Raw genomic sequence first — 26,356 nt, 5'->3', positions numbered from 1 at the left:
TGTAATTGTTCATATGAAATATTGATTTTTTTATACTGATCTAACAGTTTAATCACCCTTCCCATCTATCTAAAATATACTTACATTTTGCTATGATTCAACAAATAAGAGAAACCCTCCAAATGATCTCCCAGAATGAGTGATATAGTTGGAGAAATTCCTTTCGCTACAACATTTTCATTCGGGCGGAGCCGATTATTTTTAATTACGTCTACATAATGTACACATTCTATCTTGTAATCATTTAAAATAGCGTTTACCTGCGCAACGCTTGGACAGAGTAATATATCCCATCCGATATCATTTATAAATTGTTTACTAATTGCATGTGGAATTGCTGTAAGTGAACCTACACCTAAATCTTTTCTATCACATGCTAAGTTCAACGCGTATTTAAATAAGGTGACAATATGAAGGGGAAAATGTTTACATAAAAAGGGATTTAAATCATTTAAGGCAACATCACATCCATCTGCAATAGCTTGTGGAAATGGATATAGATCTTTTGCAGAAACAACAAGATCACCATCTAAAAATAAAAGAATATCTCCCTTTGCTGCTACAGTGCCAATTGCTCTTCCCACATCATGCCCTAACGGATTTTTATACGTAATAACAGTAGCACCAAGTTGCGTAGCAACATTTGCTGTATTATCTGTGGAACCATTTACAACGACAATAATTTCTAGGGGCTCAATTTTTCTCACTTCACAAATTACTTGTCCAATTGTTGCTTCCTCATTCTGAGCGGGTATAATTACAGACAATTGTTTTCCGTTATATTTTTGTGATTGAATTCCCCATCCTTTTTGTGAAAAAGGGATGGTATTATGTTTTTTAAGAATATTTACAAGTTTTCGATTTCTTGTAACATCATGATACATTCCCCTAATTCCAGTTTTCATTAACCATTCTGCCATAGCAACTAAGTGTTTGTTCATATTTTTCTTTTCTATATCTACTAATGATCTTTCATTTAATGCTCTTTCTTCTAAACAAAACTCTTTAGCCAATTGTGTTTCTATAAAGTAATGGCAACTAAACTTTTTTTCTTCTTCAATAAGTCTTATTTGCGCCAAAACAGGGTTTTTAAGAGTTTCATATTTAATTTCTTGTAAAGCTTTTTTTGTAATTATATTTGGTAAAGAGAGCAAAGAATTTATTTTTAATTCATTCGCTCCTAACACTTCATTTATAATTTGTCTCCAAATAATATTAGCACCTGGAAATTCTTTTTTCTGTCTTTCAATAAAGAAAGAGTGCAAGTTATTTAAAACCACATCTGCATTATCTTTAATAGCAGGTTGCATAAATTGTTTAAGTTCACATGCAGAAATACTATTACTATCATCTAAAAATAACAATATATCTCCTTTTGCTTCTTTTGCCCCTATAACACGCATATTTTCTGAATCACTTCTAATACATTTAACTCCAGATTCAGTTAGAGTTTTTTTGTTTATGTTTCGCTTCTCATTTATTACTATAATAATCTCATATGGAAATAAACTTTTAGCACTCTGAATAATTTCATTTAACAAACCTATTTCATATTCAACTAATATGATTATGGAAAGTAATTTCTTCATTTTTACACCTCACCAATTCTCTTATATAACTCATTGCCCTAATCTAACTTTTCTATTAAGTAGGAGAGTGCTTCAATATGATCACCCAGAATTCTTAATACTGCTGGAGGATGCCCAGTGTAATCTACATGTTCTTTTAAACGAATTCTATTCGGCTTTACAACATCTACATAGTGCACACACTCTACTCTGTATCCTTGTAATATAGCTTTCACTTGAGCAAGGCTAGGGCATAATAAAGTTTCCCATCCTATTGCATCTAAACATGATCTACTCATTGCATGTGGAATAGCTACTAACGAACCATTACTTAATTCAGGACGATTATATGCTAAATTAAGCATATACTTTACAATATCAACAATATAAAAAGGCGGATTTAAACTTGGATTTAGATTATTTAATGCTATATCTACACCATCTGAGACTGCTTGCGTAAAGCAATGCAAATCACTTCCTGAAATACTAAAATCACCATCAATAAATAAGAGAATATCTCCTATCGCTTCAAGTGCCCCAATTGCACGTCCAACATTATGGCCAAGTCGCTCGTTATATTTAATAACAGTAGCACCAAGACTTTTAGCAATATTGGCGGTATTATCTGTTGACCCATTTACAACAACAATAATTTCTAGCGGTTCTATTTTTCTAGTCTCAAGTATCACTTGTTCTATAGTTTCTTCTTCATCCTGCACCGGTATAATTACAGAAAGTTGCTTTCCACCATAAATTGAAGAATGCATCCCAAAACCTTGATGATAACAAGGGTATTGTTTTAATTCACCTAACCTTTGAATAATATCTCTTCTTTTTCCTGCATCAGTAAACCCTCCTCTTCTCCCTTTTTCCTCTATCCCTTTAGATATTCCAATTAGATATTTTTTCACTTTCTCTTTTTCATTTTTTGATAGTTCCTTTTTTATTAAATATCCTTTTTCTTCTAAAGTTTCATCTTTAGATAAAGTGTTTATTGCATATTGATCGCTAATCCGCCACCCTTGACTCACAATCTTGATATGAGAAAGAATGGCATCTTCTATAAAATCACAACCGATATTAACCAATACTTCCTTCGTAAGCACATATGGTAATGAAAGCATTGAATTGCATTTTAAATCTGGCCGACCTAAAATTTCATTTAACATTTTTCTCCATACAATATCCACATTCGGACATTTATCTATTTCTATAAACTTATCTATTTTATTCAAAATTACATCAGCCTGATTTGTAACAATTGGTTCAATAAATCCCTTCATTTCATCTGTAGATAATGAAAATTTACCATCTAAAAATAATAAAGCATCTCCTCTTGCTTCCTTTATAAAAGCTTCATATCCGCGATAATGCCCACTATATTTCTCTGTCAAAACAATTCGGCATCTATATTTCTTTGCTATTTCATATAATTTACTTCTATCATTAGGGAGCATAACAATAATTTCAATTGGGTTTAGCTCCCATACATTTTTAATTAAATCTTCTAATATTTGTGCTCTATCACTATACGAAATAATAACTGTTAATGATCTCATTACAATCCCCCTTTTTTACACACCATGTGGCATCATTAATATGAACATAAAATATTAAGTATTACTATTCCCTCTAAATTTGCTACTTTATCAATATATTCAAAAATGGATTGTACTGTGTAAAAACAAACGTCCATTTTTTTGAAAATATATGCTTTACGCTTTTATCCTTCCCCCTTCTAATTATGTATATTACAACTCTCGCCTTTTAAAAATCATAAAAAAAGTCCTAATTTTTTAGGACTCTTTTTTAAGTTAATTTATCAATATGATTAATTTTATATAACACTTTCTTCCAGGTTATACCCCTATCTGTTGTAGTAAATATTTCTTCTTTACTACAAGCCCAGCCACTATGCTCATTTATAAAATGTAAACAAAATACATTTTTTAACAACGGATTACTTGATAATTTTATCCATTCCGATGCTTTTTTCTTTACTTGATACACATCTCCGTTCTCACTATTTATAACCCAACCATAATGTGCACTAAAAAAAGAAATAGCAACTTTACTAGTGTTTATTTTTCGATTTGGAGTATGCCATGTATTACCTTTATCAAATGAATAATTTATAAAAAATATATTATCATTCGTTTTAGTTGGTATCGCTAACAAGTTATTTTTATAGATCGTTTTATAAGCCATGGAATTCCCGTTATTAACCTCTTGAATATTCTGATTGTTTTTTATAGGGTGCCAAGTTCTACCACCATCTATCGTTTTATATATCGTTGATTCTTTATATTTTTTTTGTAGAGAAATAAAACCAACTAACCTATTTATAAATGTTACACCTGATATACTATCACTAATATTTATTTTTCTTATTACCTTCCATACTTGTCCTTTAGTTTTCAAATAATACAAATTATGCTCAAATTTATTCGATGCGAGTTTTCTAGATATTATAATCCATATACTATCCATATTCGTGGCATGCAATTGTACCTGAACATCAGTCGATTTCTCCCAATTTTCTTCAATTGGTAAAATAAACTCACTCCATTTTTCCCCTCTGTTAACTGTATAAAATATAGCAGGCACTAGATTATCATTCGTTTTTGTTAAACCATATGCCCAAGAGCTTCGAGAGTTTATCGGATATATGGATAATATTATAGAATTAAGAGGATTGACAATATCCCATTCTTCCCCTCCATTTCGAGTAAATAAAATAGCTTGCTTTTTATTTGTATATTGAATACCGGCCCACCCAAATCTATCAGTTCTCATTTGTAAGGACGTGAATTGAATATCCTTGTATTCCAACATATCACCTCATTCTCATTATATTTATATTCGTATGTTATTTTTTTGAAAATGTTCTAGCATTCTTATTTTTTGGCTTTTTACCAGACAAATGTCGTCTAGTAATATATAAATTACTAAATAAAATAATGCTTCTGAAATAAAACTTTTAAAATTCAAATCAATAACTCAAATTATTCCCCTTTTAGACACATTTTTTTGGTAGATGAAGACATACTATTTTACCAATCACAACTGAAGAAATAATTAAGAATATTTCATAGCTACTGATATATTTATGAAAAAAAGAATGTATTCTGAAGAGTAGAACTTGAAATTTATTTTTAAACAATTGTTAAAACAGCTACTTTAACCAGACAAGAAATAAACTGATTAATAAATGCATCAATTTCCTCTTTTGTAATAATATACGGCGGAAGTAATCGAATAATATTCCCTTGTGTTACATCGACTAACATTCCTTTATTCATTAGCTCAACCTGTAATTTCTTCACATTTTCATTCGTATCATTCAGACTAATTCCAAACATCATGCCAGCATGACGCACTTCCTGAATATAATAAGAATTTTCTTTCTGAATGTCTTGCAGTTTGTCATTCAAATATAGTGACGTTTCATAAGCTTCTTGCATTAACCCCTCATCAAGTAATGTATTTAATACAGTTAAACCTAAAGCTGTTCCCATTGATGAATGAGCAAATGTTGTCCCGTGATCTCCTGGTGAAAATACATCACATAACTTTTCACCTACAATAATTCCCCCTAGCGGTATCCCGCCTCCTGCTCCTTTACCAATTTGAATAATGTCCGGTGTAATATTAAAATTTTGATACGCAAACAGTTTCCCGGTTCTCCCCATACCACTTTGAACTTCATCAACGACAAGAAGTACATTATATTTTTCACATAAATATTGAATACCATGCAAATATTCACTTGATAAAGGATAAATCCCCCCACTTCCTAATACAGGCTCTAGCATAATCGCAATTGGGTTTTCTTTAATAATAGTCTCTTCTAATTGGTCTATATTTTCGCGCTCTACTTCGTATACAGGAATCGATGTTTCAGGGAAATTTTGATATACACTTTCTTGTCTCGTAAAATGTAGTGCCCCTAACGTACGCCCATGGAAACTATTCTTTAGCACTACAATTCCTTCACATTCTTCATTCATATTAGCTCTATATTTATCAATTAATTTCAACGTCGTTTCTGTCGCTTCCGTACCTGAGTTTGTAAAAAAGACCTTTCCGTTTTTTAATGAGCAATCCACTAATTTCTTAGCATACTCAATTGCAACTGGGTTTAAAAAATGAAACGGCAGATGCAACGATTTTGTAACTTGTTCCATTGTTGTTTGCACAATTTTCGGATGATTATACCCTAATACGTTTACTCCGACGCCAGAAAATAGGTCTATATACGCTTTACCATCCACATCATAAAGCTTGCACCCTTCTCCTCTTTCTATTGCAACCTTCGTACGACAATACGTAGACATCATATATTCCTTATCTAATTGAAACCAATCCGACATGTTAAATTCCTCCTAGTTATTTTCCCTGTTTATTTATGTTTATTCTCTATAAATTTATTTTTCAGATTAAAATTTTAATAGTAATTTTCTTCACGATATTCATTTTTCCATAATTTCTTCTATTTCAACAGGTCCACTACATGTGCATTTTTTTCATCTAGCGGTCTGTTACTACTTTGCATGTCATACATAATCAAGGTTATAAAATCATATTTAGTAACAATAGACGAAATAAATTTGGAGGCTATATCGATGAATGAAAACTATGATAAACAGGGGCAATCTTTACTAGGGAATGACTTTAATGAAGATAGAGAACGTAATGAACAAGCTACACTCCACTCACAAACAGTTGGTTCACGTGGACCTGTTCTAGAGCAAGATAGTGTACTTCACGAGACGTTACAAGAATTTATTCATGAAAAAATTTTAGAAAGACCTGTTCATGTAAAAGGATTTGGTGCGTTCGGTTATTTTCAAACGATATATTCGATGTCTGAACATACTAAATTAAGTTTTTTACAAAATTCTAATGAGAAAGTTCCTGTTATGGTGCGATTTTCGTTAGCTGTTAGTACGAAAGGAACACCGGATACTGCTAGAAATGTACGCGGTTTTTCTACAAAATTTTATACAAAAGAAGGCATTTTTGACCTTTTATGTAATCACATTCCTGTTTTTTCTGTCCGTGATCCGATGCGTTTCCCTGAAACGATTCAAGCATTATTGCCTTCACCTAAAAATAACTTAATAGACCCTAATAGATTTTGGAGTTTTGTCGCTAAAGCACCTGAATCTATTCATTTTGTTGTCCGTTTATACTCTAATAATGGTACGGCCAAAAGTCTTCGCCACATTCCAGGACATAGTGTTAATACATATGTATGGAGAAATGCGGAAGGTAATCGAAAGTATGTAAAGTATCATTGGTACCCGTTTGAAGGTGTACAGTACATTACTAGTAAAGAAGCAATTAAACTAGCTGCCGAAAATCCTGATTATAGCGGGAAAGATTTATATGATGCTATTGAAAATGGTAAACCAGTGGAGTATGGTTTATACGTCCAGCTCATGGATCCGAAAGATGAAGCGCACCTTTCTTATGATCCTTTAGATGACACAAAAGTATGGGATGAACAAACGTATCCTCTCATACCAGTCGGGAAAATGGTATTAAATAAAAATCCTGAAAATTTTATGGAACAAGTAGAAAAAGTCGCATTCTCCCCTTCTAATTTACTGGATGGTGCAGAACTATCAGATGATAAAATGCTGCAAGGGCGCGCTAACATTTACAGTGATTCACAAAGAAGAAGAATTGGTCCCGAATTTCGTAAATTAACGATTAACCAGCAGCAAGATTGGACACCTGCTAATCAAATTACAACCGGTGAAGGAAGGTACGTTGAAGGTAAACTTGAAAGAACTTCTATAACGAAACAGGATAACTTTACGCAGGCTAGTGAATTTTATACGAAGTTACAGCCAATAGAAAAAGAACATCTCGCTGAAAACTTAGCTAGTGATTTGAAAGTTATATCCGATGATATTAGGAAGATCGTTTTGGGGTATTTCAATCGAGTATCCACTGATTTGAAAACAAACATTGAGACAAAAATGAAAGAGCATTAAGAAGATTAAAACATGCTTTACGAATGAGAATTCAAATCTATATTAATTATTTTCTTATCAAAATCCAATGAGATTATTTAATTTAAAAATGTAAAGCCAATATATCCCTGTTCTATAATTAGAACAGGGATATATTGAAGTAGTTTAATGTTTAACATTAAACTACTTTATTTCGCTACAAAATGCGATAAGTAGCCTTTCAAAACAAACTATAGTAAACTATTTTACTTGTACCGTATAATTCCCTGTTCCACCACCATACTTATATACACTTAAGTAATATTTCCCTGGCTTTGCATTATAATTTCCAAGCAATTTGTTTCCATCACGTTTTGTTGCATAAGCTACATAATTATTTAGATCTGATTCAGAATATAATACCCAGTTCAATCCAAGATTTTGTTCGTTCGTAACCGAAATTTGTAAATCTTTTTGATCCTTTACATCAATAACAAATTTATCCCCCTGATCTTGATCGCTCAAGGTTCCTCTTAACAAAATATTCAAAGATAGTGGGTTTGCTGTTTCAAATGAATTATTTGGTTCTTTTTCTACAGCCGTACCTTCTTCCGTATTCACTCCGCTAAACACAACATCATATTCAAATTGCCCAGCATTATTTACACGGTAATTTACAAAATAAGCAGTCAATGTTTTATATCCAGTCCACTCTTTTCCTGAAAGGCGTTTCAACATATCATTTGTTGCTTCATTCATCACTTTCCAGTCCTCAACTTCTCCTTTAGCCGCACTTCCTGTATATGTCCCCTGTAGTGTAAATGTATTAAAGAATTGTGATTTATTCTTTGTTACTTTCACATCTTTTAGTTTCGCTTCATTCGTAATATCTGAAGTAACGTCCGAAAGCGATTTTGGATCATGCTGAGTTAAATACTCATCTGATACTTGTGGAATTGTATACTTATCACGATTATCAATAAGCATTTGCATATAAGATTGATATTCTTCATTTAACTTATTATCTTTGCTTAATGTAGCACGGTATTCATCGTAACTTGAAACATCATTTGCGCGAATTAAATCATGTACTTTATCGAACATTTCTGGGCGCTTATTATACATATATGATTGTAGTGCAAACGAATAATTATAAAAATCCCACGTTCCATATTTCGCATTTAATGTTTGTGATGCTGTATAACGTTTTGTAGGATCATTAGATAACCCACCAATTATACTTTTTCGTGGTACTACACTATCTAATCGCGTTGCACCTGCAAAGAACTCTGCATTCCCTTCTTCAAACCATGTTAAACGTTCATTTTGATACATTTCCCCTTGGCCCCATAATCCCTGAACTTCGTACCTTCCCTGTAAGTAGTGCGTAAATTCATGGCGGAACAATTCTTCCAGACTATAAATACTTTGCTCTGGTGTACGTTCATATGTAAAGAAAGTCCCTGTCCCTTCAATATAAATCCCACCATTATTCGTTTCATATCCGTACAGTTGACGATTAAATTGATACTCATCTGGGCTATTATAAATAACCATCGTTAACACATCATCAGCATGTCCACTTTCAAGTGGTTTATCGCTACCAACTGTACGATAAAATTGAGAACGCACTTCTTTTGCCGCCCAGTATAGACGTTTAATTTTCTCTTCGCTAACTTTATCCCCAGCTTTAAAGACAATTGCACCATCATCAAACGTATACGTTTTCGGTAAATATTTCTTTTTACCCTCTTCTCGAATTTGATCTAAATTTACAGTTTTTCCATTCGCATCTATTCCTCCATAATTTGTAGTAATTTGTTCTGCCGCAACAAAGTATTGCTCTCCTAAATATGGATAAATTCGCATTGCATCTGTAGCAACTTGTTGTCCTTTTGTCGGCGTGCTATGAAGCTTGCCCAATCGGCCAGCATAGTAAATTCCATTATTAATTAACCATCCGTTTTTATTTGTTACTGTACCAAGTAGTGCAAAACGATTTATTTCATTAATAAAGTTATCGATATTTCGATACCACATCGTATCTTTTGGCTCTTTTCCAGTCGTGTACATATCCGTCTGAATATCAAAGTCAATTCCCTTCATCAACTCATATATAGCGTCTCCTTTTGTTCGGTCTTCAATGAAAGTTGCAAGATTATCGTTATATTGTTTAAAAATTTCACCTGCATATAAAACCGTTTCAACATCTGCTGATGCATTTCCAATTAATTTTCCATATGATGCAATTACTTTATTTTGTTCTGATGTACCAAGTTTGAAATTTGGATTTTTTGCAATTGTTTTTAAAGCTGGTAAACATTTATCATGGTAGCTACGCTCATTTAGTTTGCTTAATTCATCATGGTAAAAACCTAAATAAAATGCTGCACGTAGAGCTTCTACTAATGTTTCAATTCCTTTTGAATCATCTTTCGTATAAGTTTGTCCTTGTTCTGCTAGTTTATTAATAATTGCTTGCATTCGACTATCATCTTGATAGAATTTAAGACTATCACTATTAAACTGAAATAATTCCGGAATTTGATACCATTTAATTGTCACAAGAAGATCAGTTAATTGTTTGTTATTTAATTGATTTAACTCAGCCATTGAATACTTTTTTTCTTCAGCTAACGGTTTAATATTATCGGTTGGTGCTAGTGGACGCTGCGATAAATCCGCTAATTTTAATCGTTTTGTAAAAGATGCATTTTCTTGTACTTTTGAAGGGTGCGCCAATTCATCAACAGATTTCTGTATTCCTACCGGCTCCATTTGTAATACGTTCTTCACATTTTTCTCTTTTGTCTCTGCTTGAATTTGCAAACCATTACATGTTATCGTCACTAGTCCCACACCAAGAATCCACTTAGAAATTTTCGAATATTTAACCATACCATTGCCCCCTAACAATTTAAAAGAAAATTCAGAATTTTAAAACCAAAAAACCACTTATTTGTATGTATTTACAGTTCCGCCATAAATACAAATATGATTAATAATGCAATAGTAGCTTGTTTTATACTATTACGAGTACAGATTCCTTACATACAATCTCCCTTCCTTACATGTAATACAAGCAAAAACTGTGCCAATTATATTTCTTATGAATAGCCAACATTTTTTATAAATACTGTAGAATAAAATATACATAGGTGATTCGGCAATGTATAAATCATTTGACACAAAATCTAATGTTTATGAAGAACAAATTCATTGAATGCTATAAGCTCATTAGCCAGTAAATAAATTTCAACTAACAACATCCCAATTTTTAAATCTCTCAAACAAAGGTAAACAAACATATTCCATAAAGCTAATATGTTCGTTTACCTTTGTTATTTCATATCAACAGCAAAATATCGTTGAATAAAATAGCATGAATAAGTATTTTGTTATTCATTTCTCTTTTTCATATAATCTTTTTCACATTGCAACGGCTTGAATTTCACTTTTTTCCCTTTCTTCTTTTTCGTTTTTATAACGAGCCATTCCCCTTTTTCAACGTCTAGTTTTAGGCTTTTCATTACATTGATATTATCTTGTTCTTTATAAAGTAAAAATGCTTCTTGCGCCCTCACAAATAGGCTGGGCTGTTCGCTAAATCTACCACTGTCATAAATTTTAGTTAGCGAATTATAATAAGAATCATTTTCCTTTCCACCATACATCAAATGGGCAGCCTCCAAATCTCTTTTACTTACTTCCCAAAAACTATGTTCATCAATATTTAAATTAAATGTGGATTTAATGTCCTGTATTATATTCTTCACATACTTTTCATCTCTAACTTTTCTTTCTTCGAGACAATCCGAAGATAACTCTGGTGCATCTGATTGGGAATGTACAACGTGTTGTATCGATACACACAGAATAAATACGCTTAAAATGTAAAATATTTTTTTCATATTTACATATCACCTCAAATGATTTAGATACTATATCATTTGAGGCTTACAATATTCTTATGCTAATAATAAGAAAGATCCTATAAAATAAAATTTTTATAGGATCTTTCCTTTTAATATTGCTTTATCAAATTCACGGGCGGGGCAACTACCTTACTACTTTTCACATCATATAATCCTATAGGTGTTACTCGTATAAAAGGCAAGTGCGTCGCAGAAAAGAATAAAATTGTAAATGCTGGATCATCATACGCGTAGCCACGCTCTTGTAGTAATTTCACCATCTGTTTCTCTTCCTGTATTAATTCTCTCATTTTTAAATTAGACATAATCCCGAGCAATGGTAATGCTATTTCGTGTAACACTTCATTGTTTTCTACTATGACCATTCCACCACCGAGCTCTTTTACTCTACGAAAAGCTGTTAGCATATCTTCTTTTCTTTTTCCGATAAGAATGATGTCACCTGTACCAGAATAAGAGCTAGCAAGCCCACCTAGTTTTTTCGCAAAACCTTTCACAGCTGTATTCACTTGCCAACTGCCATCACGGGCAATCATCATAAGGAAACATTCATCATGATCTGTGGACAATTCATCACAGTCTATATTGATTTCACTAGTGTATGGTTTTGTAATAACGTTATTTAATAAGTGTATCCCCGTTTTATTAGAGAAAATCATATCCTCTTTTTCTATTGACCAATCTAATGATAATGGAGTTACTTTATGTTTACTCCAGTCTATATGTAATGCCTCATGTGTATTTACACCGTCACGCTTCACCCATTTCCCCTTTGCAAGGACACTAATTGGTACTGGGTTTTCTTTACTTTCTAAAATATTGATATTAGCAATTCTACCTGTCGCAATCGAACCATGTACATGTTCCATATTATAATAACGAGCAATATTATAACTTGCCATATCGTATGCATCTATTACTGGCACTCCTTGTTTTATCGCGGTAGAAATCATAACGTTTGTCATTCCATTCTCATAAAACGAAGGATGTGAGCCGTCTGTTGTAAAAAAGAATCTATCAAACTGCTTTACGCCTAGTTCCAACAATTCTTTCAGTAAAACTTCTAAATCTGGGCGGATTGAAGAATTTCTTAGGGAAACAGTGTAACCTTGCATAAGACGAGTGAAAGCTTCCTGCCCTGTCATCGCTTCATGATCACAATCTGTACCTAACAGTTTTAACTTCGCTAAAGTCGTTTCAGATGCACCTGGAAAATGTCCTTCTACTTTCTTCTGCAATCGCTTCGTTTCCTGCATCCAAGTTAACATTTCATCATCGCCATGTAATAGTTTTGGCCACGCTGTTAGTTCGCCGCCTTGAAGAACTGCTTTATGCTTAAGCCATTCTATTATTTCTTCACGATTAAATAAAGTTTCCCCGTTTTGCAATTCAGTTTGTCCATCAAAACGACACCACCAATACATACTTGCTGGAACCTTTTCAAATTCATCTAATAAACGAAATGCTTCTTCACGTTGTAATGTGAAAAATAAAGTTAAATTATCATTAATAAAAGTTGTTGTCCCAAACTGCATCGCATGATTCGCTAAAGTTTCAGGATTATATAATTGATACGGATGTGCATGAGGTTCTATGTAACTTGGAACTACATACTTTCCATCACAATCAATGACTTCACATTCATGCAGTTGCACTGGCAGCTTTTCCCCTACATAAACAATCCGGTCATCATAGATCCAAATATTTGCTTGCATCCACTCGCGCATATAGGAATTTAAATAAGTTGCGTTCTTACATAAAATGTGCGGACTCCTTTTACCATCTATTACTTCAACATGTTCTCGTAATTGTGTGTTACTCCATCTAAACTGATTTTCTCCCAATGAATTTCACTCCAAATCAATTTACTTTTATTTATTAAAATAAAAACAATTAACAAACTAAAGTATTCTCCATTCATAACTCCCCTGTATATCCCCTATACCTTTCATTATATGGAATGATTGCAAAAATAACAATTTTCAAAATTCAAAACACACCTCTTTGATTCTCAATAAAAAAGGATGTCGTGTAACCGACATCCTTTTTTACCACCAGACTATAAGTTTGAATTACACTTGATGCCATACTATGAATACTAATACTGCCCTTAAAACAGGATCCCATTTACATTCTTTTCATTTATTTCTTAAATTCAATTTGCATCATTTTATTAAACTGTGTAAGAATACCAGCCGCACCTAAAGAGTTAACATTGACAGCAAATGTATGCTTGCCTCCAATTACTCCGCCAGCAAAAGTCATAAACCCAGGAATTGCTCCTCCGTGACCCCAAACTGAAACACCGTTTGGAAGTTTCGTCTCATAGATCCCAAGGCCATATCCATCACCAAGATCTTTTCCTTCTATTGGAACTGTAGTAAGCATTTCTTTTAGCTCGCGTTCTTTCAATAACTTACCACCGAGCAAAGATGAAAAGAACTTATTTAAATCGTCCGCATCTGAAATCATATCTCCCGCTGAATTAGCTAAACTCGGATTATAATACGTCATGTCTTTCAATTCACTTGTTTCGTCAATTTTCATATACCCTCGAGCATGATTCTTTCCTGGGATGACTGGTGAATTACCTGGTAAAAACGTATTTAACAAGTCCAAAGGTTCAATAATTCGCTTTTCAATTTCTTCCGCATAACTATTACCAGTTATTTTTTCAATAAGCATTCCTAGTATTACGTATCCCGTGTTTGAATACGACCAACCTTTACCTGGCGAAAAATCTGGAGGTAGAGCAAGCCCTATTTCCACTATTTCTTCTGCTGTATACGTTTTTTTCGAATTCATAATGTCAGCGTCTTTTGACTTTAAATATTCAGCTATACCACTTGTATGGTTCAAAAGTTGACGTATCGTAATTTGATTGCCATCATATCCATTTCCTTGAATGAGGCCAGGTAGCCACTTTTCAATAGAATCGTCAAGTTGTACACGATTTTCTCCTACTAATTGAAGAACAGTCGTAGCAGTAAAAGTCTTCGTCACACTTCCAATCCGAAAACGATAATCCGATTTCATTGGTTTCTTACTATTTAAATCCGCGACGCCTGCAGTATAACTACTAATCTTTCCATTGTTTGATGCCCTCGCTAATACCCCTGGTGTTCCAAGCTGTACTGTTTCCTGCATTATTTGTTTCCAACTATTCCGATTCTTTTGATCCTGTGCTTGTGACGGACTAGAAATATTTTGAGTAGACTCTGCTTTCACATTAAAACCTGGTGCGAAAAGAGTAGTACCCGCTATTAAAACTGCAAAACTTCCTAACTTTATTGAAGTACATTTTTTCATAAGGTTCTCTCCTCTATCCATATCGTATTGATTCAAGCTACACTTTCATCTTATATAATAAATCTCTCTTTTTTCTTATCCATTCCTTACGAAATACTTACTTTCAAAATTAGACGCCCAGATGAGAAAAAGTAATGTATGAAAATAAAAAAAGAACGTGTTTTCAATTTATCAAAACACGTTCTCTTACATACTTAAAACCCTATATCAACTTTTTAGTTCATTCACTTTTACCATCCTGCACTAGCGTTCATGCCATTCCCGATAAGAGTAAGTAGTAATGGCCACAGCACTGGGGCTAACGTAAGAAATAGATTAAACAGTATAAGTATTCTATATCTCCCAGGAATATTATAATTTTTACGATTAACAAATAATACAAAAACTAATAATATTATGGTCGTTACAAATAAAAGTAACACTAACAACCAATACCAAACCATTAAACTAAGACTCCATGGCTGTAATAGCTCGTGTACAATACCAAATGTGATTCCCAATACTGCAAAACTAAAGGTAGTAATTGTTGCTTTGATAAACAATTCACTTAATTTTTTATCGTATGTATACTTACAATATAAATCTATTAACGTGTATAAAGATAAAAAGGCCATTAATACACCTACCCAAGACAATAACCAATCTCCGTCTCCTCTAACTAACATAAATAGGAACCAACACATCCCTGCTGCAGAAAAAATAAAGGAAAGGAGTATGTTTTTCAATACCGGTTTCATTCTATTTTCACACCCTCACAAAAATTTAAATATAAATTATATTTTTTATTTACATGATACCCGTAATGGATTCATCACTTTTTCATTCTATATTGATGAAGTGAAGATAACCTCAAAAAAAATTCAACGAGCAATACTTTACTAAGGCTACCTTTTTACATTGGTAGAGATATAAAAAAGTAAGTATACATTACCATGTAATTAAATATAAGTAAATGAAATTAATTTACAGTTAATTTCATTTACTTATATTAATGTCACGCCTTCCCGTCTCGCTCTATCCATCGTACAGTCTTCTCTACATCTAACTCCGTATACGTCTTTTCTCCATATCGGACAGACTCATATATCGGAATAATATCTTGCGTTCTACAAATTCTGCTTAACCATTGTTGCATCGTTTCATATGACCTTCTCTGTTCATGAAACGGTAATGTTCTTTCCCATTCCACTAACGTTTGCCTTATCTTATCTTTAAGTAACGGCTGTTCAAACTGATGCTTCACTTTCTTGTTCTTTTCGGTTCTATCCATATTTTCTTTTGTTATCGATTGTTTATCCTGTTCTATTTCTAATTTCGTTACCTTTCTCCTCGTTAATTTATAAAAAGCATAGAGAATGACCACTGCAATAATTACATAAAAAACGACACTAATCCATGCATTTGAAAGAACAGAAAACACATCAGTCCATGAATTTTTTCGTACAAAAAGTGGAATTTTCCTATCTATTTTTGTTCTTGTATCTACAACTCCTGTTTCTTCATCTATAATTCTTTCAGGTTCATCAAACTGTTCATCTAAACTAGTAAAATCATAATTTCTTTCCGATATTGTCTCCGTCTTACTAGAAAAAAGCCCTTTTACTATGTCTTGTACATGCACAACACCTTGTGATAACGTTATCGCACTAACCGTAAAGAAAAGTATCATGAAAACTCTAATACTCCAAACCTTCACCTTCATATGTCGCTCTTTATTAGCCATAACATAAACCCCTTCTTATTCTTTAATTACGACCCATTTATTCGTTCTACTGTATTTCTTTGGGGAAGTACCAAGAATTAAAGGAACTGCATCCAATTCTTTTCGCCGAAAGCCTGCTGTGTAAAAATAAGTAGACGATACAGGAGTATCTTGGTCCGATATTGAGGCAAGTACTTTTAATACATTTTGCAAATGTTTTCGGTTATGACCGTTCTTTATATGTAGCAAACCGTTATCTTTTACGCTATTGATCCATACTTCAAATGAACAGTTTTGCATAAGCAGTTGTTTACATATGCCTGCCGTTAATTCAATGAGTTCCTCTGTATCATTTCGCAAAGAAATACCGCTTTTATTTTGCAAGTTGAGATATATCGCATATTTATCTGATTGTGTTCGCTCGTACTTTTTCGCGGTTATCGTCCCTGTTTTCGCTGTTGCACTCCAGTGGATAGAACGAAAATCTTCATTTTCATACGACTTCACTCCCATTACTTTCGTTTCATCATATAAGGGGGATGACATCGCTTTTCGAAACCCTCGTGACCATTCTTGCAATTCAGGAACTTGCATTTTCGGAACAGCTGGTAAAACTAAATAAGACGGCGTTCCAACTTGTTTATACGTTATATGGTTCGTTATGAATCCAAAGGGATCCGTAATGACAATTTCAACTTCTTCCCATTTCGCGATGCCTCTTTTTAACGCTACAGCTTGCAAATCAAATGAAACTGACTCCCTTCCTTTTAAATTAAAATTCATATAATAATTTGAACCTGTACTATAATTTTTGTTTATTTCATCATGATTCCAAGTTAGCTTATTTTCACATTTAAATCGAAATACGATATTAAGAATAGGAAATATCGACTTGTTTGAAATTTTCATTTTGCACATATTCGTTTCACCTATAAAAACATTCGAACTCCCTTGACTGTATTCCCATTCAACACGAGATACTTTACGTATATATACATGCATAGCACCTATTAAAATTACATATAAAAATACGAGAGATAAAAACAGTAGATTGCTTGAAAATACACTTAAAATAACGGCTACAACTGACATAACCCCCATTACGAAAGGCTCCGCTAAAGGTGTATACACAAGCTGTTGATTCATCGTACATTCTCCACTGGCACACTAATCGTATGAAGAATTTCTTTCATAATTTGTTCTTTCGTCGTTTTCATCTCTCCCTCAATCGTTAACGTTAAACGATGAGCACAAACGGATGCAGCGAGCGTCTTAATATCATCTGGCGTACAGTAATCTCTTTCATTTAATATTGCCCGTGCTTGAATTGCTCTCATAAATGCCAACGTTCCCCGAGGGCTTACACCAATTTCAATTAACTCATGGTTACGAGTTGCTTCAATAATTTCAAGGAGATAATCTTGCACATCATTCCCTACTAACACTTCTCTTGCACGCTTTTGCACTGTAATAATTTCTTCAGTTGAAATAATGGAATGTAACGTTTCTAACGGATCATTTGTTTGGAAACGATTCATCATCTCCTTTTCTGCTTCTCTTGTAGGATAGCCTTGGCGTATAGTAAGTAAAAATCGATCTAACTGAGCATCAGGTAAAGGAAATGTACCGGCGGATTCAAGAGGATTTTGCGTTGCAATTACTAAAAAGGGTTCTGGTAATGAATGTGTCTGTTTCGCAATCGTAACAGTACGTTCTTCCATCACTTCCAGTAACGAAGATTGCGTTCTCGGTACAGCACGATTTATTTCGTCTACTACTATATTTGCAAAAATAGGACCCAACCTCGTTTTAAATTCGGATTCCTTCACATCAAAATATTCAAGACCAATAACATCTCCCGGCAAAGTATCCGCTGTAAATTGTATTCTTTGAAATTTAGCGTCCACACTTTTAGCCAAGCTTTTCGCTAACGTTGTTTTTCCTGTTCCAGGTACATCTTCTAATAAAATATGCCCCCTTGCTATTAGAGCAATGGCTGCTAGTTCTATCGATTCGTTTTTTCCTATAATAACTTTCGAAATATTGTTAGTAATTTTCTTTAATGTACTCATATAGTAATCTACCACCTTTCAATTATCTAAAAATTAAGAATATATTTTTTCCAAATTATAACATGTATTTCAAAGATGAAATAGAGTGAAAATGAATCTTTTATTTTTTCTTCATTGCACGCAAAAAAGCACCTATTGTCGTATATTGACAATGAGGTGCTTAACTCAATCCAACACCCTTCTTTCCCTCTAATTTTTAGTAACGATACATCCTTTTTTCTGCCACGCATGCATTGTTTTCAATTAACTAGTAAAATGCATTCTAATATTACATATAATAAAAAACATTTCGATTTGTTCGTTATAGAACTTCCTCTACATCGACACTCTCTATCTTTACTTCATACATATTTGGGATACTTGCTTCTTTTGGTACCCATGCATAATAATTTTGATCATTTTCTAATATAAATTGAACTAACTTTGTTTCTGAAACATTCCAGAAATTTTTAAGATTATCAATGTAGTCTTCTAAATCTTCTTTATAGTCCAGTTGTAATATATAATCTCTTACCGTCAGGGCAAACACAATTAAACTTCCTAATAGATTTTTTTGTTCATTTTCTTCTTCATACTCTTGTGGTAAGAACCACACTTGACCTATTCCTATCGTTTTTTTGTATTTTTCATAAAAACTACTATCATCCATATTCTCATAGTCATGTATTAATTCATTGACCAATGAATGCCATTTTGGCGGAATAATATTTTCCAATGCAGGATTATGTTCAATTCCTTCTACTATATCCTCGATTTCTTCTGTCTCATCTTCATAGTGATATTCACTTAGGTCTATATGCTTGAATTTCATTTCATTTTTATAATGTGCCAAATCATATGGATAATGATTATTATCTTTTAAACTTGTATCATCAAGTCCGAGTATCTTTACTATTGCAGCTGTCTCAAAGCTCCAATACCCTACATATCCAGGTTCTTTATGCGCATTTTTCCATTCATAATCATAATGGCCTTTAAACCATTCTTTCTCCATGTACGTTTGTAATCTTTTAGATGCTTCTTTTTTATCTGCTTGTGCAAGTTCTATAATCTCTCTCGTTTTTGCATATGGATTTTCTTTAAAATAAACATTCGTCATTTTTGTGTATCCAATATCACTAGCGCATAAGAGGAAATCGATTACTGCATCGTTCATATTTTCTTTCTCAACTAGCTTAGCTAAACTTACAAGATTCTTTTTCTCCGTCTCTAATAAAATCCCTAGAGATATCATCCAAATTAGATTTAAATATCCAACTTCATTTTCCCCTATATGCCTCAAATCAATAAGAGCGTTGTCAAAATCTCCTTCTATTGTATGGATAGCTTCTCCTAGGGAATATTTTGCAATAATATCCTCTAACTCATAATTAAAGCTTGATAAGTAGGTTCCTTCTATAATACTATTATTATCCTTAGAATATCTTTGAATTCCCTTTTTCTCACCTTCTTCTAAACTTTTAATATCCTCTTTATTTTCTTGAATAAACTCTTTATTATATTCAATTCCTTCTCTACATTTTTCTTCTATAATTAAATAATCTCTCATTCTATTTGATTCCTCCTATAGATATTATGATTATTTAGATAAAAAAAACAGTGATAATTCCTAATTAGTTCTGCATCAATCTTACTTCTAGCTCACTAGATCCCTTACCAACATTACCCTTATAGATACTTTAACACAAACTAAAAAATCCACAGTGTAAAAAGTTGAACACTGTGGATTCTTACATTTATTTTCCTTGATAATGCACCATATCATAAGGGTAGTATAAAGTATTTTTTAAACTTGAATCATCTAATTTTAAAATCTTTACGATTGCTCCGCTTTCGTAACTCCAATAACCATTGTAGATATCATTTTTATTTTCATGTGAGTCATACCAGCCTGTATCACTATGCCCCTTATACCATTTCCCCTCTAAATATTCTTTCAATTCCTTTACTGATTCTTCTTTATTCTTTGCATTGATCACATGATAAATTGATTTATATGGGTCTACAAAGATAAATTCTGTGGTATTCCCTTCCCAATTTTCATCTTTATAACTAAATAAAAAATCAATCAAATAATCATTCAATTTCTCTTTTTCTACCAACTTTTCTAATTCAATTATATAATCTTTTGAAACATCAAGCATTATCCCAATAGAAAGAACCCACAATAAATCTACATATCTATATTTGCCACTCCACCCCTTTTTCATCGCCTCAATTATTTCGGGGTAAAAATCTCTTAGTACTTCCATAGGTCTTCCCATTGAATATAAACAATTAAATTTATCAATACAAATTGATTCAATATATCCATAAGCTCTTTTAATACTACCTAAATCATTTGATCTTTCATTTTTTACTTTTATTGCTAATTCTTTATATTTTTCTATTCTATTATTCTGTCTATTTAAATAATCCTCGAAATAATCTTCATTTTTTAAAATATCTCTCATTTCATTCTCCTTACTCAATTATTTTCTTCCCAGAAGAATCCAAAATGTTTTTAACCACATTACCATCCTTGTCAACATTAATTAGTATATTTTGTACATTTTCAGGATTCAAAAGCATTTCTTCTCGAATTTTATCTGCCATTTCTTCTCCAACAGTTGATTCCAAACGTCTAGAACCATCTATCCATATTTGACATTTGTCGTCCATCTTTAGTTTTCCCCAATTGTGAACTACCAAACTTTGCTTCATCAATAACATATTTGATCTTTGATTCTGCATTTGCATTTTCGTATAATCCATCAATTCCTTTTACTATTTTATCATTTATGCCTGATGGTGCACTTTTTCCGACTGGCTTTAAATCAAATCCAGCTTCTTTTAAACTTTGATTATTCAATAAATTGTCACTAGATTTTATTTCACCATAATTACCTTTTTGCTTATTTGTAGCTGTTTTTGCATCAAAATTATCTACAGTTGTATTTTTGTTACTGCTAGGTTTACCGTTAGCCGCACCTCCACCAGAAGACTGGATTTTTTGAATAGTATCCTTAGTATTTTGAATCGATTTATCCCAAACAAATCCACCATGTACAAAAAGACTTGCCCCAGTAGCTGTTGCTGCTATATCTAATGGAATAACAATTGGTGATGCTAATCCGCCAGTTCCTACTTCTGCAACGATAGTTAAGAAATTAGATCCGCCTATGAGCGAAATAGCTTCAAACATTTCTACAATGGACCCGGCTATTTAATAATATTGTCCAGCTTTTTCTAATGTTTCTTTACATTGAAAAACATACTATATAACATCAATTGAAGCCTATGTGCCTGTGAAATGCGAGGTACGAAAGTGCATTCGCTTAAATAATAATTTTCAATTTAAATCAACAAAAGAGACCTCAAATGTGAAGTCTCTTTTGTTGATTATTTTCCATAAGTAACTCGCCTTTTATTTGTTTATTTTAAGACAGATAACATGGTTCATTCAAATATATATCCTAAAGAAAAATTTTTTCCTGCCGTCATAATCTAGTAGAATAGATTCAATTAATTCTTATTAATTGCGATAAACTCACTAGGAATCTCATCTGCTAACCAAGCTTTTTCATTTCCTAAATAAAATTTAACGCCTTCTTCTCTAGCTTTTTCAGTATTAACTTCTAAAATAATAGGATGCTTATCTTTTCTTTTCCCCACTAATTCAGCAGTTACAATATCTTCAGAAAGATGGACATATTGTCTATACATAGGTGATAGCCCATTTAATTCAATAGAATTTAAAAAGCGAGGAGATGTACCATGATAAAGAAATTTAGGTGGAACGCCTTCTTCCTTTACTATTTTCATGGGAATAGAATGTTCATACAACGCACGAATTTTATTTTCTTTTAGCTCATGCCTTTTTTCTCAGATTTCTCAATCATTATTTTTAAATCTTCTATCTTCACATCTCTCCATTCAATGGATTGGTGAAGTGCGTGTAAAAGTTGCTCAACAGACACCCAGCCATTCTCATCTAACTCCAATTCGTATTCCCACGGAGCATGACGTAAAGCATAAGATACTTATTCAATTAAATTTTTAAATGATTTTGATTATTGTTTTTTTCACTTCGATTGTAATCTATCATTTCTTTCATAGCACATTCAACCCAATCCCAAAAGTCATCAAATTCTTTTCTTCGTTCAAAACCTTCACAAGTAAAATCATGAATAAATTGAACTTTACTTCCTTTGTCGATTTCAAAACATGCAGTATCATCATTATCAAATCTTTTAGCAAAAGGAATCAGCTTACGATTAGGATATCTTTTCTTCATACCAGAGTATATGTTAGTAGCCTGTTCTGATTCCATTAAAAACCATATATCAAAATTAACTAAATCTAATTTGACTAATAAGGTAACAGTTTAAATGCCACCTATTATTTACACATTTCTCTTTCCCATACTCTTTTTCCGTCAGTTAAAAACACTGCACTTGGCGGATCATCATAGAGAGAAATTTCAACCAATGAACTTTTTTCTTGTTTTAACCAATTATATACAGTACCTTCGTTTGTATTAGGTCGAGATAAAATATTATTTACTCTAAATACAGCTGCATCATATTCTGTATAATTTATATCATCCTCATCTAGTCCATTGTCTGTTTCAAAAACTGTATCTAGTTCTCCAATAATCCTCAATCCACTTTTCCATTCTAGTATCATGTCACTATGTTCATAATTTATTAATGTTCCAATTAAAGAATCGTACCCCATTCGCATCCTCTTTTCTTATGATTTTTATGGTCTGGATGGTACTATATGAGCGCCATCAAGACCATAATGAATCAACCCTTTAGTAGTCTCATGGTATTCACCAGTATTGCGGTCATAATATTTTCCTATTGGCTCACCAAAGTCTACTCTTTCTCTACCGTTTTTTAATAGTTCACCTTTTCCTGCAAACTTATCAAGCAATTCTTGTGCTATTTTATTATCGCCATAGAAAATGCTCTTATTTTTTCCATTTGCTAATTCTTGTTTATAGTTCGGTGTATCAGGAATATGCTTCTCTTGAGCTCCTGCTTTCACTTTTATTGGATAACCATTTACTTCACGGTATGGACCTTTAGGTACAGAATCTTTTCCATAAGAAGGTATTCGATTACTCGCACCCTTACCCCCACCAGAAGACTGGATTTTTTGAATAGTATCCTTAGTATTTTGAATCGATTTATTCCAAACAAATCCACCATGTACAAAAAGACTTGCCCCAATAGCTGTTGCTGCTATATCTAATGGAATAACAATTGGTGACGCTAATCCGCCAGTTCCTACTTCTGCGACGATCGTTAAGAAATTAGATCCGCCTATGAGCGAAATAGCTTCAAACATTTCTACAATGGACCCGGCTATTGATATAACATTTCCAGCCAACCTTCCAGCTTGGTAAGTTGTCTTACTTTCTAATTTATCATTCTCATGTGGTTGTAGTCCAAAAAAGTTTTCTAGTGCTGCATCACCAGCACCTTGAAAAAATTCGATAACTCCATGCAAAAATGTTTGCGCATAAATGGCTGTTTTTTCATGCCATGATCTATTGTCTTCCTGTTCTTGTAAGTTCATTTCTTGTTTGTGCAAAGTAATTTCTTTCATCTCGTTTTTTCGAGCTGTTTCTTCTATAATCCCCTGAATCGAACTCACCCAATCCATATTCAACCCTTGTGTACTAAACGTCCCACTCACAGGACTAAATCCTTTCCCGCTTTGCACTTCAGCGAGTCCGGCTGTGATGCTAGCCGCTAATTGGAGGGCGGTGCTGTAATTGTTGCTGGACGGATGAATGATTGAATTCATTAAACACACTACTTACTTTACAGAACCATTCGTAAACACAAAAATAGTGGCAGTTGGATTCTCCAAACTACCACTATTTTTAACCTCTTAATTCATTAAATTCCGTATAAATTAGTTTTTTCAACATTACTCATGATACACAATGTTTTAATTTGCTTATTATAGAACTTCCTCTACATCGACACTCTCAATCTTCACTTCATACATATTTGGGATGTTTGCTTCTTTTGGTACCCATGCATAATAATTTTGATCATTCTCTAAAATAAATTGAATTAACTTTGTTTCTGAAACATTCCAGAAATTTTTAAGATTATCAATGTAGTCTTCTAAATCTTCTTTATAGTCCAGTTGTAATATATAATCTCTTACCGTCAGGGCAAACACAATTAAACTTCCTAATAGATTTTTTTGTTCATTTTCTTCTTCATACTCTTGTGGTAAGAACCACACTTGACCTATTCCTATCGTTTTTTTGTATTTTTCATAAAAACTACTATCATCCATATTCTCATAGTCATGTATTAATTCATTGACCAATGAATGCCATTTTGGCGGAATAATATTTTCCAATGCAGGATTATGTTCAATTCCTTCTACTATATCCTCGATTTCTTCTGTCTCATCTTCATAGTGATATTCACTTAGGTCTATATGCTTGAATTTCATTTCATTTTTGTAATGTGCCAAATCATAAGGATAGTGATTATTATCTTTTAAACATGTATCATCAAGTTCCAAAATTTTCGCAAGCGCCGCTGTTTCAAAACTCCAACATCCTACATATCCAGGTTCTTTATGCGCATTTTTCCATTCATAATCATAATGGCCTTTAAACCATTCTTTCTCCATGTACGTTTGTAATCTTTTAGATGCTTCTTTTTTATCTGCTTGTGCAAGTTCTATAATCTCTCTCGTTTTTGCATATGGATTTTCTTTAAAATAAACATTCGTCATTTTTGTGTATCCAATATCACTAGCGCATAAGAGGAAATCGATTACTGCATCGTTCACATTTTTTTTATCAACTATCTTTTTTAATCTTTCTATATTCTTTTTACCCGTCTCTAACAAAATTCCTAAAGAAATTATCCAAAGCATATATATATAACCCACTTTGCTAGTCCCTGTATGCTCTAAATCATCTATCGCATTATAAAAATATACTTCCATTTTACTAATGTCTTCTCCTAAAGAATACATTGCCCTAATATCGTTCATCTCATGTATAAAATTCGACAAATAATTTTCTAATATAATACTTTTGTTATCATTAGGATATCTTTGAATACCATTTTTTTCATCTTCTTCTAAACTTTTAATCTCTTCTCTATTTTCTTCGATAAACTCTTTATGATATTCTATTCCCCTTTTACATTTTTCTTCTATACATAAATGATCTCTCATTCTTTTTAATTCCTCCCCGCTTCTAGATTATGGCCACTCTCCAACGATGTTACCCTTTGCATCTATCTTAAATGTTTTAACCTTTCCACTACTATCAACTTTTGATAATACTCTTTCAACTTTACCTCTTTGCAAGGCTTTCGTAATCTGTTCAGCTAATACTTAATCTCCCTCAACAGCTTTTAATATTCTACTTTTTCCAGTTTCAGAACCTTTCAACCAATCATTTGACATTTGTCGTCCATCTTTAGTTTTCCCCAATTGTGAACTACCAAACTTAGCTTCATCTATAACGTATTTGATCTTTGATTCTGCATTTGCATTTTCGTATAATCCATCAATTCCTTTTACTATTTTATCATTTATGCCTGATGGTGCACTTTTTCCGACTGGCTTTAAATCAAATCCAGCTTCTTTTAAACTTTGATTATTCAATAAATTGTCACTAGATTTTATTTCACCATAATTCCCTTTTTTTCTTTTTTTCATAATATTTTTCTTGGCTTCTACAACTTTTAATTGATGTTCATTTAAGTTTCTAGCAACATAATGCTCTCTGCTACTTTATCAACTTGAACCATACCCTAAATAAAAAGCACTT

The 26,356-nt window shown here is 32.7% G+C and carries 17 protein-coding genes and 5 pseudogenes; 1 reads left to right on the top strand and 21 read right to left on the bottom strand.

Features of this window, described 5'->3' with window-relative positions; genetic code table 11:
* Nucleotides 1–80 precede the first annotated feature (80 nt).
* The 4 genes from QCI79_RS25540 to QCI79_RS25525 form a co-directional block, all read right to left on the bottom strand.
* Nucleotides 81–1,589 carry a glycosyltransferase family 2 protein gene (locus QCI79_RS25540; RefSeq protein ID WP_000735456.1) on the bottom strand — a complete coding sequence of 503 codons (1,509 nt, stop codon included), beginning with the start codon at nt 1,587–1,589 and terminating at the stop codon, nt 81–83.
* Between the two features lie 38 nt (nt 1,590–1,627).
* Nucleotides 1,628–3,127, bottom strand: coding sequence for a glycosyltransferase (locus QCI79_RS25535; protein ID WP_001257269.1), 1,500 nt, complete (start codon nt 3,125–3,127; stop codon nt 1,628–1,630).
* A 250-nt stretch (nt 3,128–3,377) separates the two neighbouring features.
* Nucleotides 3,378–4,400 carry a VPS10 domain-containing protein gene (locus QCI79_RS25530; RefSeq protein WP_000455780.1) on the bottom strand — a complete coding sequence of 341 codons (1,023 nt, stop codon included), beginning with the start codon at nt 4,398–4,400 and terminating at the stop codon, nt 3,378–3,380.
* A 323-nt stretch (nt 4,401–4,723) separates the two neighbouring features.
* On the bottom strand, nt 4,724–5,941 hold the full coding sequence (locus QCI79_RS25525) for an aspartate aminotransferase family protein (protein WP_001286499.1): 1,218 nt from the start codon (nt 5,939–5,941) through the stop codon (nt 4,724–4,726).
* A gap of 252 nt (nt 5,942–6,193) precedes the next feature.
* On the opposite strand from QCI79_RS25525, the gene QCI79_RS25520 reads away from it, so the two are divergent.
* Nucleotides 6,194–7,573: a catalase gene (locus tag QCI79_RS25520; RefSeq protein ID WP_001005108.1), complete on the top strand. Its 1,380-nt coding sequence runs from the start codon at nt 6,194–6,196 to the stop codon at nt 7,571–7,573.
* Nucleotides 7,574–7,792: 219 nt separating this feature from the next.
* Here QCI79_RS25520 and colA read toward each other — a convergent pair whose 3' ends face one another.
* The 17 genes and pseudogenes from colA to QCI79_RS25435 form a co-directional block, all read right to left on the bottom strand.
* Nucleotides 7,793–10,429 carry a collagenase ColA gene (gene colA / locus QCI79_RS25515; RefSeq protein WP_000241875.1) on the bottom strand — a complete coding sequence of 879 codons (2,637 nt, stop codon included), beginning with the start codon at nt 10,427–10,429 and terminating at the stop codon, nt 7,793–7,795.
* A gap of 500 nt (nt 10,430–10,929) precedes the next feature.
* Complete coding sequence (locus QCI79_RS25510; RefSeq protein ID WP_000719376.1) at nt 10,930–11,442, bottom strand: hypothetical protein; 513 nt, start codon at nt 11,440–11,442, stop codon at nt 10,930–10,932.
* Nucleotides 11,443–11,555: 113 nt separating this feature from the next.
* Nucleotides 11,556–13,310, bottom strand: coding sequence for an adenine deaminase (locus QCI79_RS25505; RefSeq protein WP_021728700.1), 1,755 nt, complete (start codon nt 13,308–13,310; stop codon nt 11,556–11,558).
* Between the two features lie 298 nt (nt 13,311–13,608).
* Complete coding sequence (locus QCI79_RS25500; RefSeq protein ID WP_000710662.1) at nt 13,609–14,775, bottom strand: serine hydrolase domain-containing protein; 1,167 nt, start codon at nt 14,773–14,775, stop codon at nt 13,609–13,611.
* Nucleotides 14,776–15,005: 230 nt separating this feature from the next.
* Entirely contained in the window at nt 15,006–15,512 is a 507-nt protein-coding gene (locus QCI79_RS25495) for a DUF3902 family protein (protein ID WP_000805742.1), read from the bottom strand.
* 257 nt (nt 15,513–15,769) lie between these two features.
* Nucleotides 15,770–16,498 carry a hypothetical protein gene (locus QCI79_RS25490; protein WP_001284445.1) on the bottom strand — a complete coding sequence of 243 codons (729 nt, stop codon included), beginning with the start codon at nt 16,496–16,498 and terminating at the stop codon, nt 15,770–15,772.
* 15 nt (nt 16,499–16,513) lie between these two features.
* A complete protein-coding gene (locus QCI79_RS25485; protein WP_001075950.1) occupies nt 16,514–17,623 on the bottom strand; it encodes a DUF58 domain-containing protein in 1,110 nt (369 codons plus the stop codon).
* Nucleotides 17,620–18,549, bottom strand: a complete 930-nt coding sequence (locus QCI79_RS25480) for an AAA family ATPase (RefSeq protein ID WP_021728699.1) — start codon at nt 18,547–18,549, stop codon at nt 17,620–17,622. Before QCI79_RS25480 ends, QCI79_RS25485 begins: the two co-directional genes overlap by 4 nt.
* A gap of 301 nt (nt 18,550–18,850) precedes the next feature.
* Nucleotides 18,851–20,098, bottom strand: a complete 1,248-nt coding sequence (locus tag QCI79_RS25475) for a PoNi-like cognate immunity protein (RefSeq protein WP_001205872.1) — start codon at nt 20,096–20,098, stop codon at nt 18,851–18,853.
* A gap of 187 nt (nt 20,099–20,285) precedes the next feature.
* Nucleotides 20,286–21,002 carry a PoNe immunity protein domain-containing protein gene (locus tag QCI79_RS25470; RefSeq protein WP_001204725.1) on the bottom strand — a complete coding sequence of 239 codons (717 nt, stop codon included), beginning with the start codon at nt 21,000–21,002 and terminating at the stop codon, nt 20,286–20,288.
* A gap of 10 nt (nt 21,003–21,012) precedes the next feature.
* Nucleotides 21,013–21,754, bottom strand: a pseudogene (locus QCI79_RS25465) (hypothetical protein); the annotation flags it as partial.
* A gap of 299 nt (nt 21,755–22,053) precedes the next feature.
* Nucleotides 22,054–22,532, bottom strand: a pseudogene (locus QCI79_RS25460) (RNA 2'-phosphotransferase).
* Nucleotides 22,533–22,579: 47 nt separating this feature from the next.
* Nucleotides 22,580–22,903 (bottom strand): annotated as a pseudogene (locus QCI79_RS25455) (hypothetical protein); the annotation flags it as partial.
* Nucleotides 22,904–22,929: 26 nt separating this feature from the next.
* A complete protein-coding gene (locus QCI79_RS25450; RefSeq protein ID WP_000540188.1) occupies nt 22,930–23,268 on the bottom strand; it encodes a hypothetical protein in 339 nt (112 codons plus the stop codon).
* 24 nt (nt 23,269–23,292) lie between these two features.
* Nucleotides 23,293–24,333 (bottom strand): annotated as a pseudogene (locus tag QCI79_RS25445) (polymorphic toxin type 50 domain-containing protein); the annotation flags it as partial.
* Between the two features lie 174 nt (nt 24,334–24,507).
* Nucleotides 24,508–25,755 (bottom strand): PoNi-like cognate immunity protein, encoded by a 1,248-nt coding sequence (locus tag QCI79_RS25440; RefSeq protein WP_038415357.1) that lies wholly within the window; start codon nt 25,753–25,755, stop codon nt 24,508–24,510.
* 27 nt (nt 25,756–25,782) lie between these two features.
* A pseudogene (locus QCI79_RS25435) lies at nt 25,783–26,235 on the bottom strand (hypothetical protein); the annotation flags it as partial.
* Nucleotides 26,236–26,356 lie beyond the last annotated feature (121 nt).

Source organism: Bacillus cereus group sp. MG1 (assembly GCF_040460035.1).
In the GTDB taxonomy this organism is placed as follows: domain Bacteria; phylum Bacillota; class Bacilli; order Bacillales; family Bacillaceae_G; genus Bacillus_A; species Bacillus_A cereus.
This window is presented reverse-complemented; position numbering and strand designations above follow the sequence as displayed.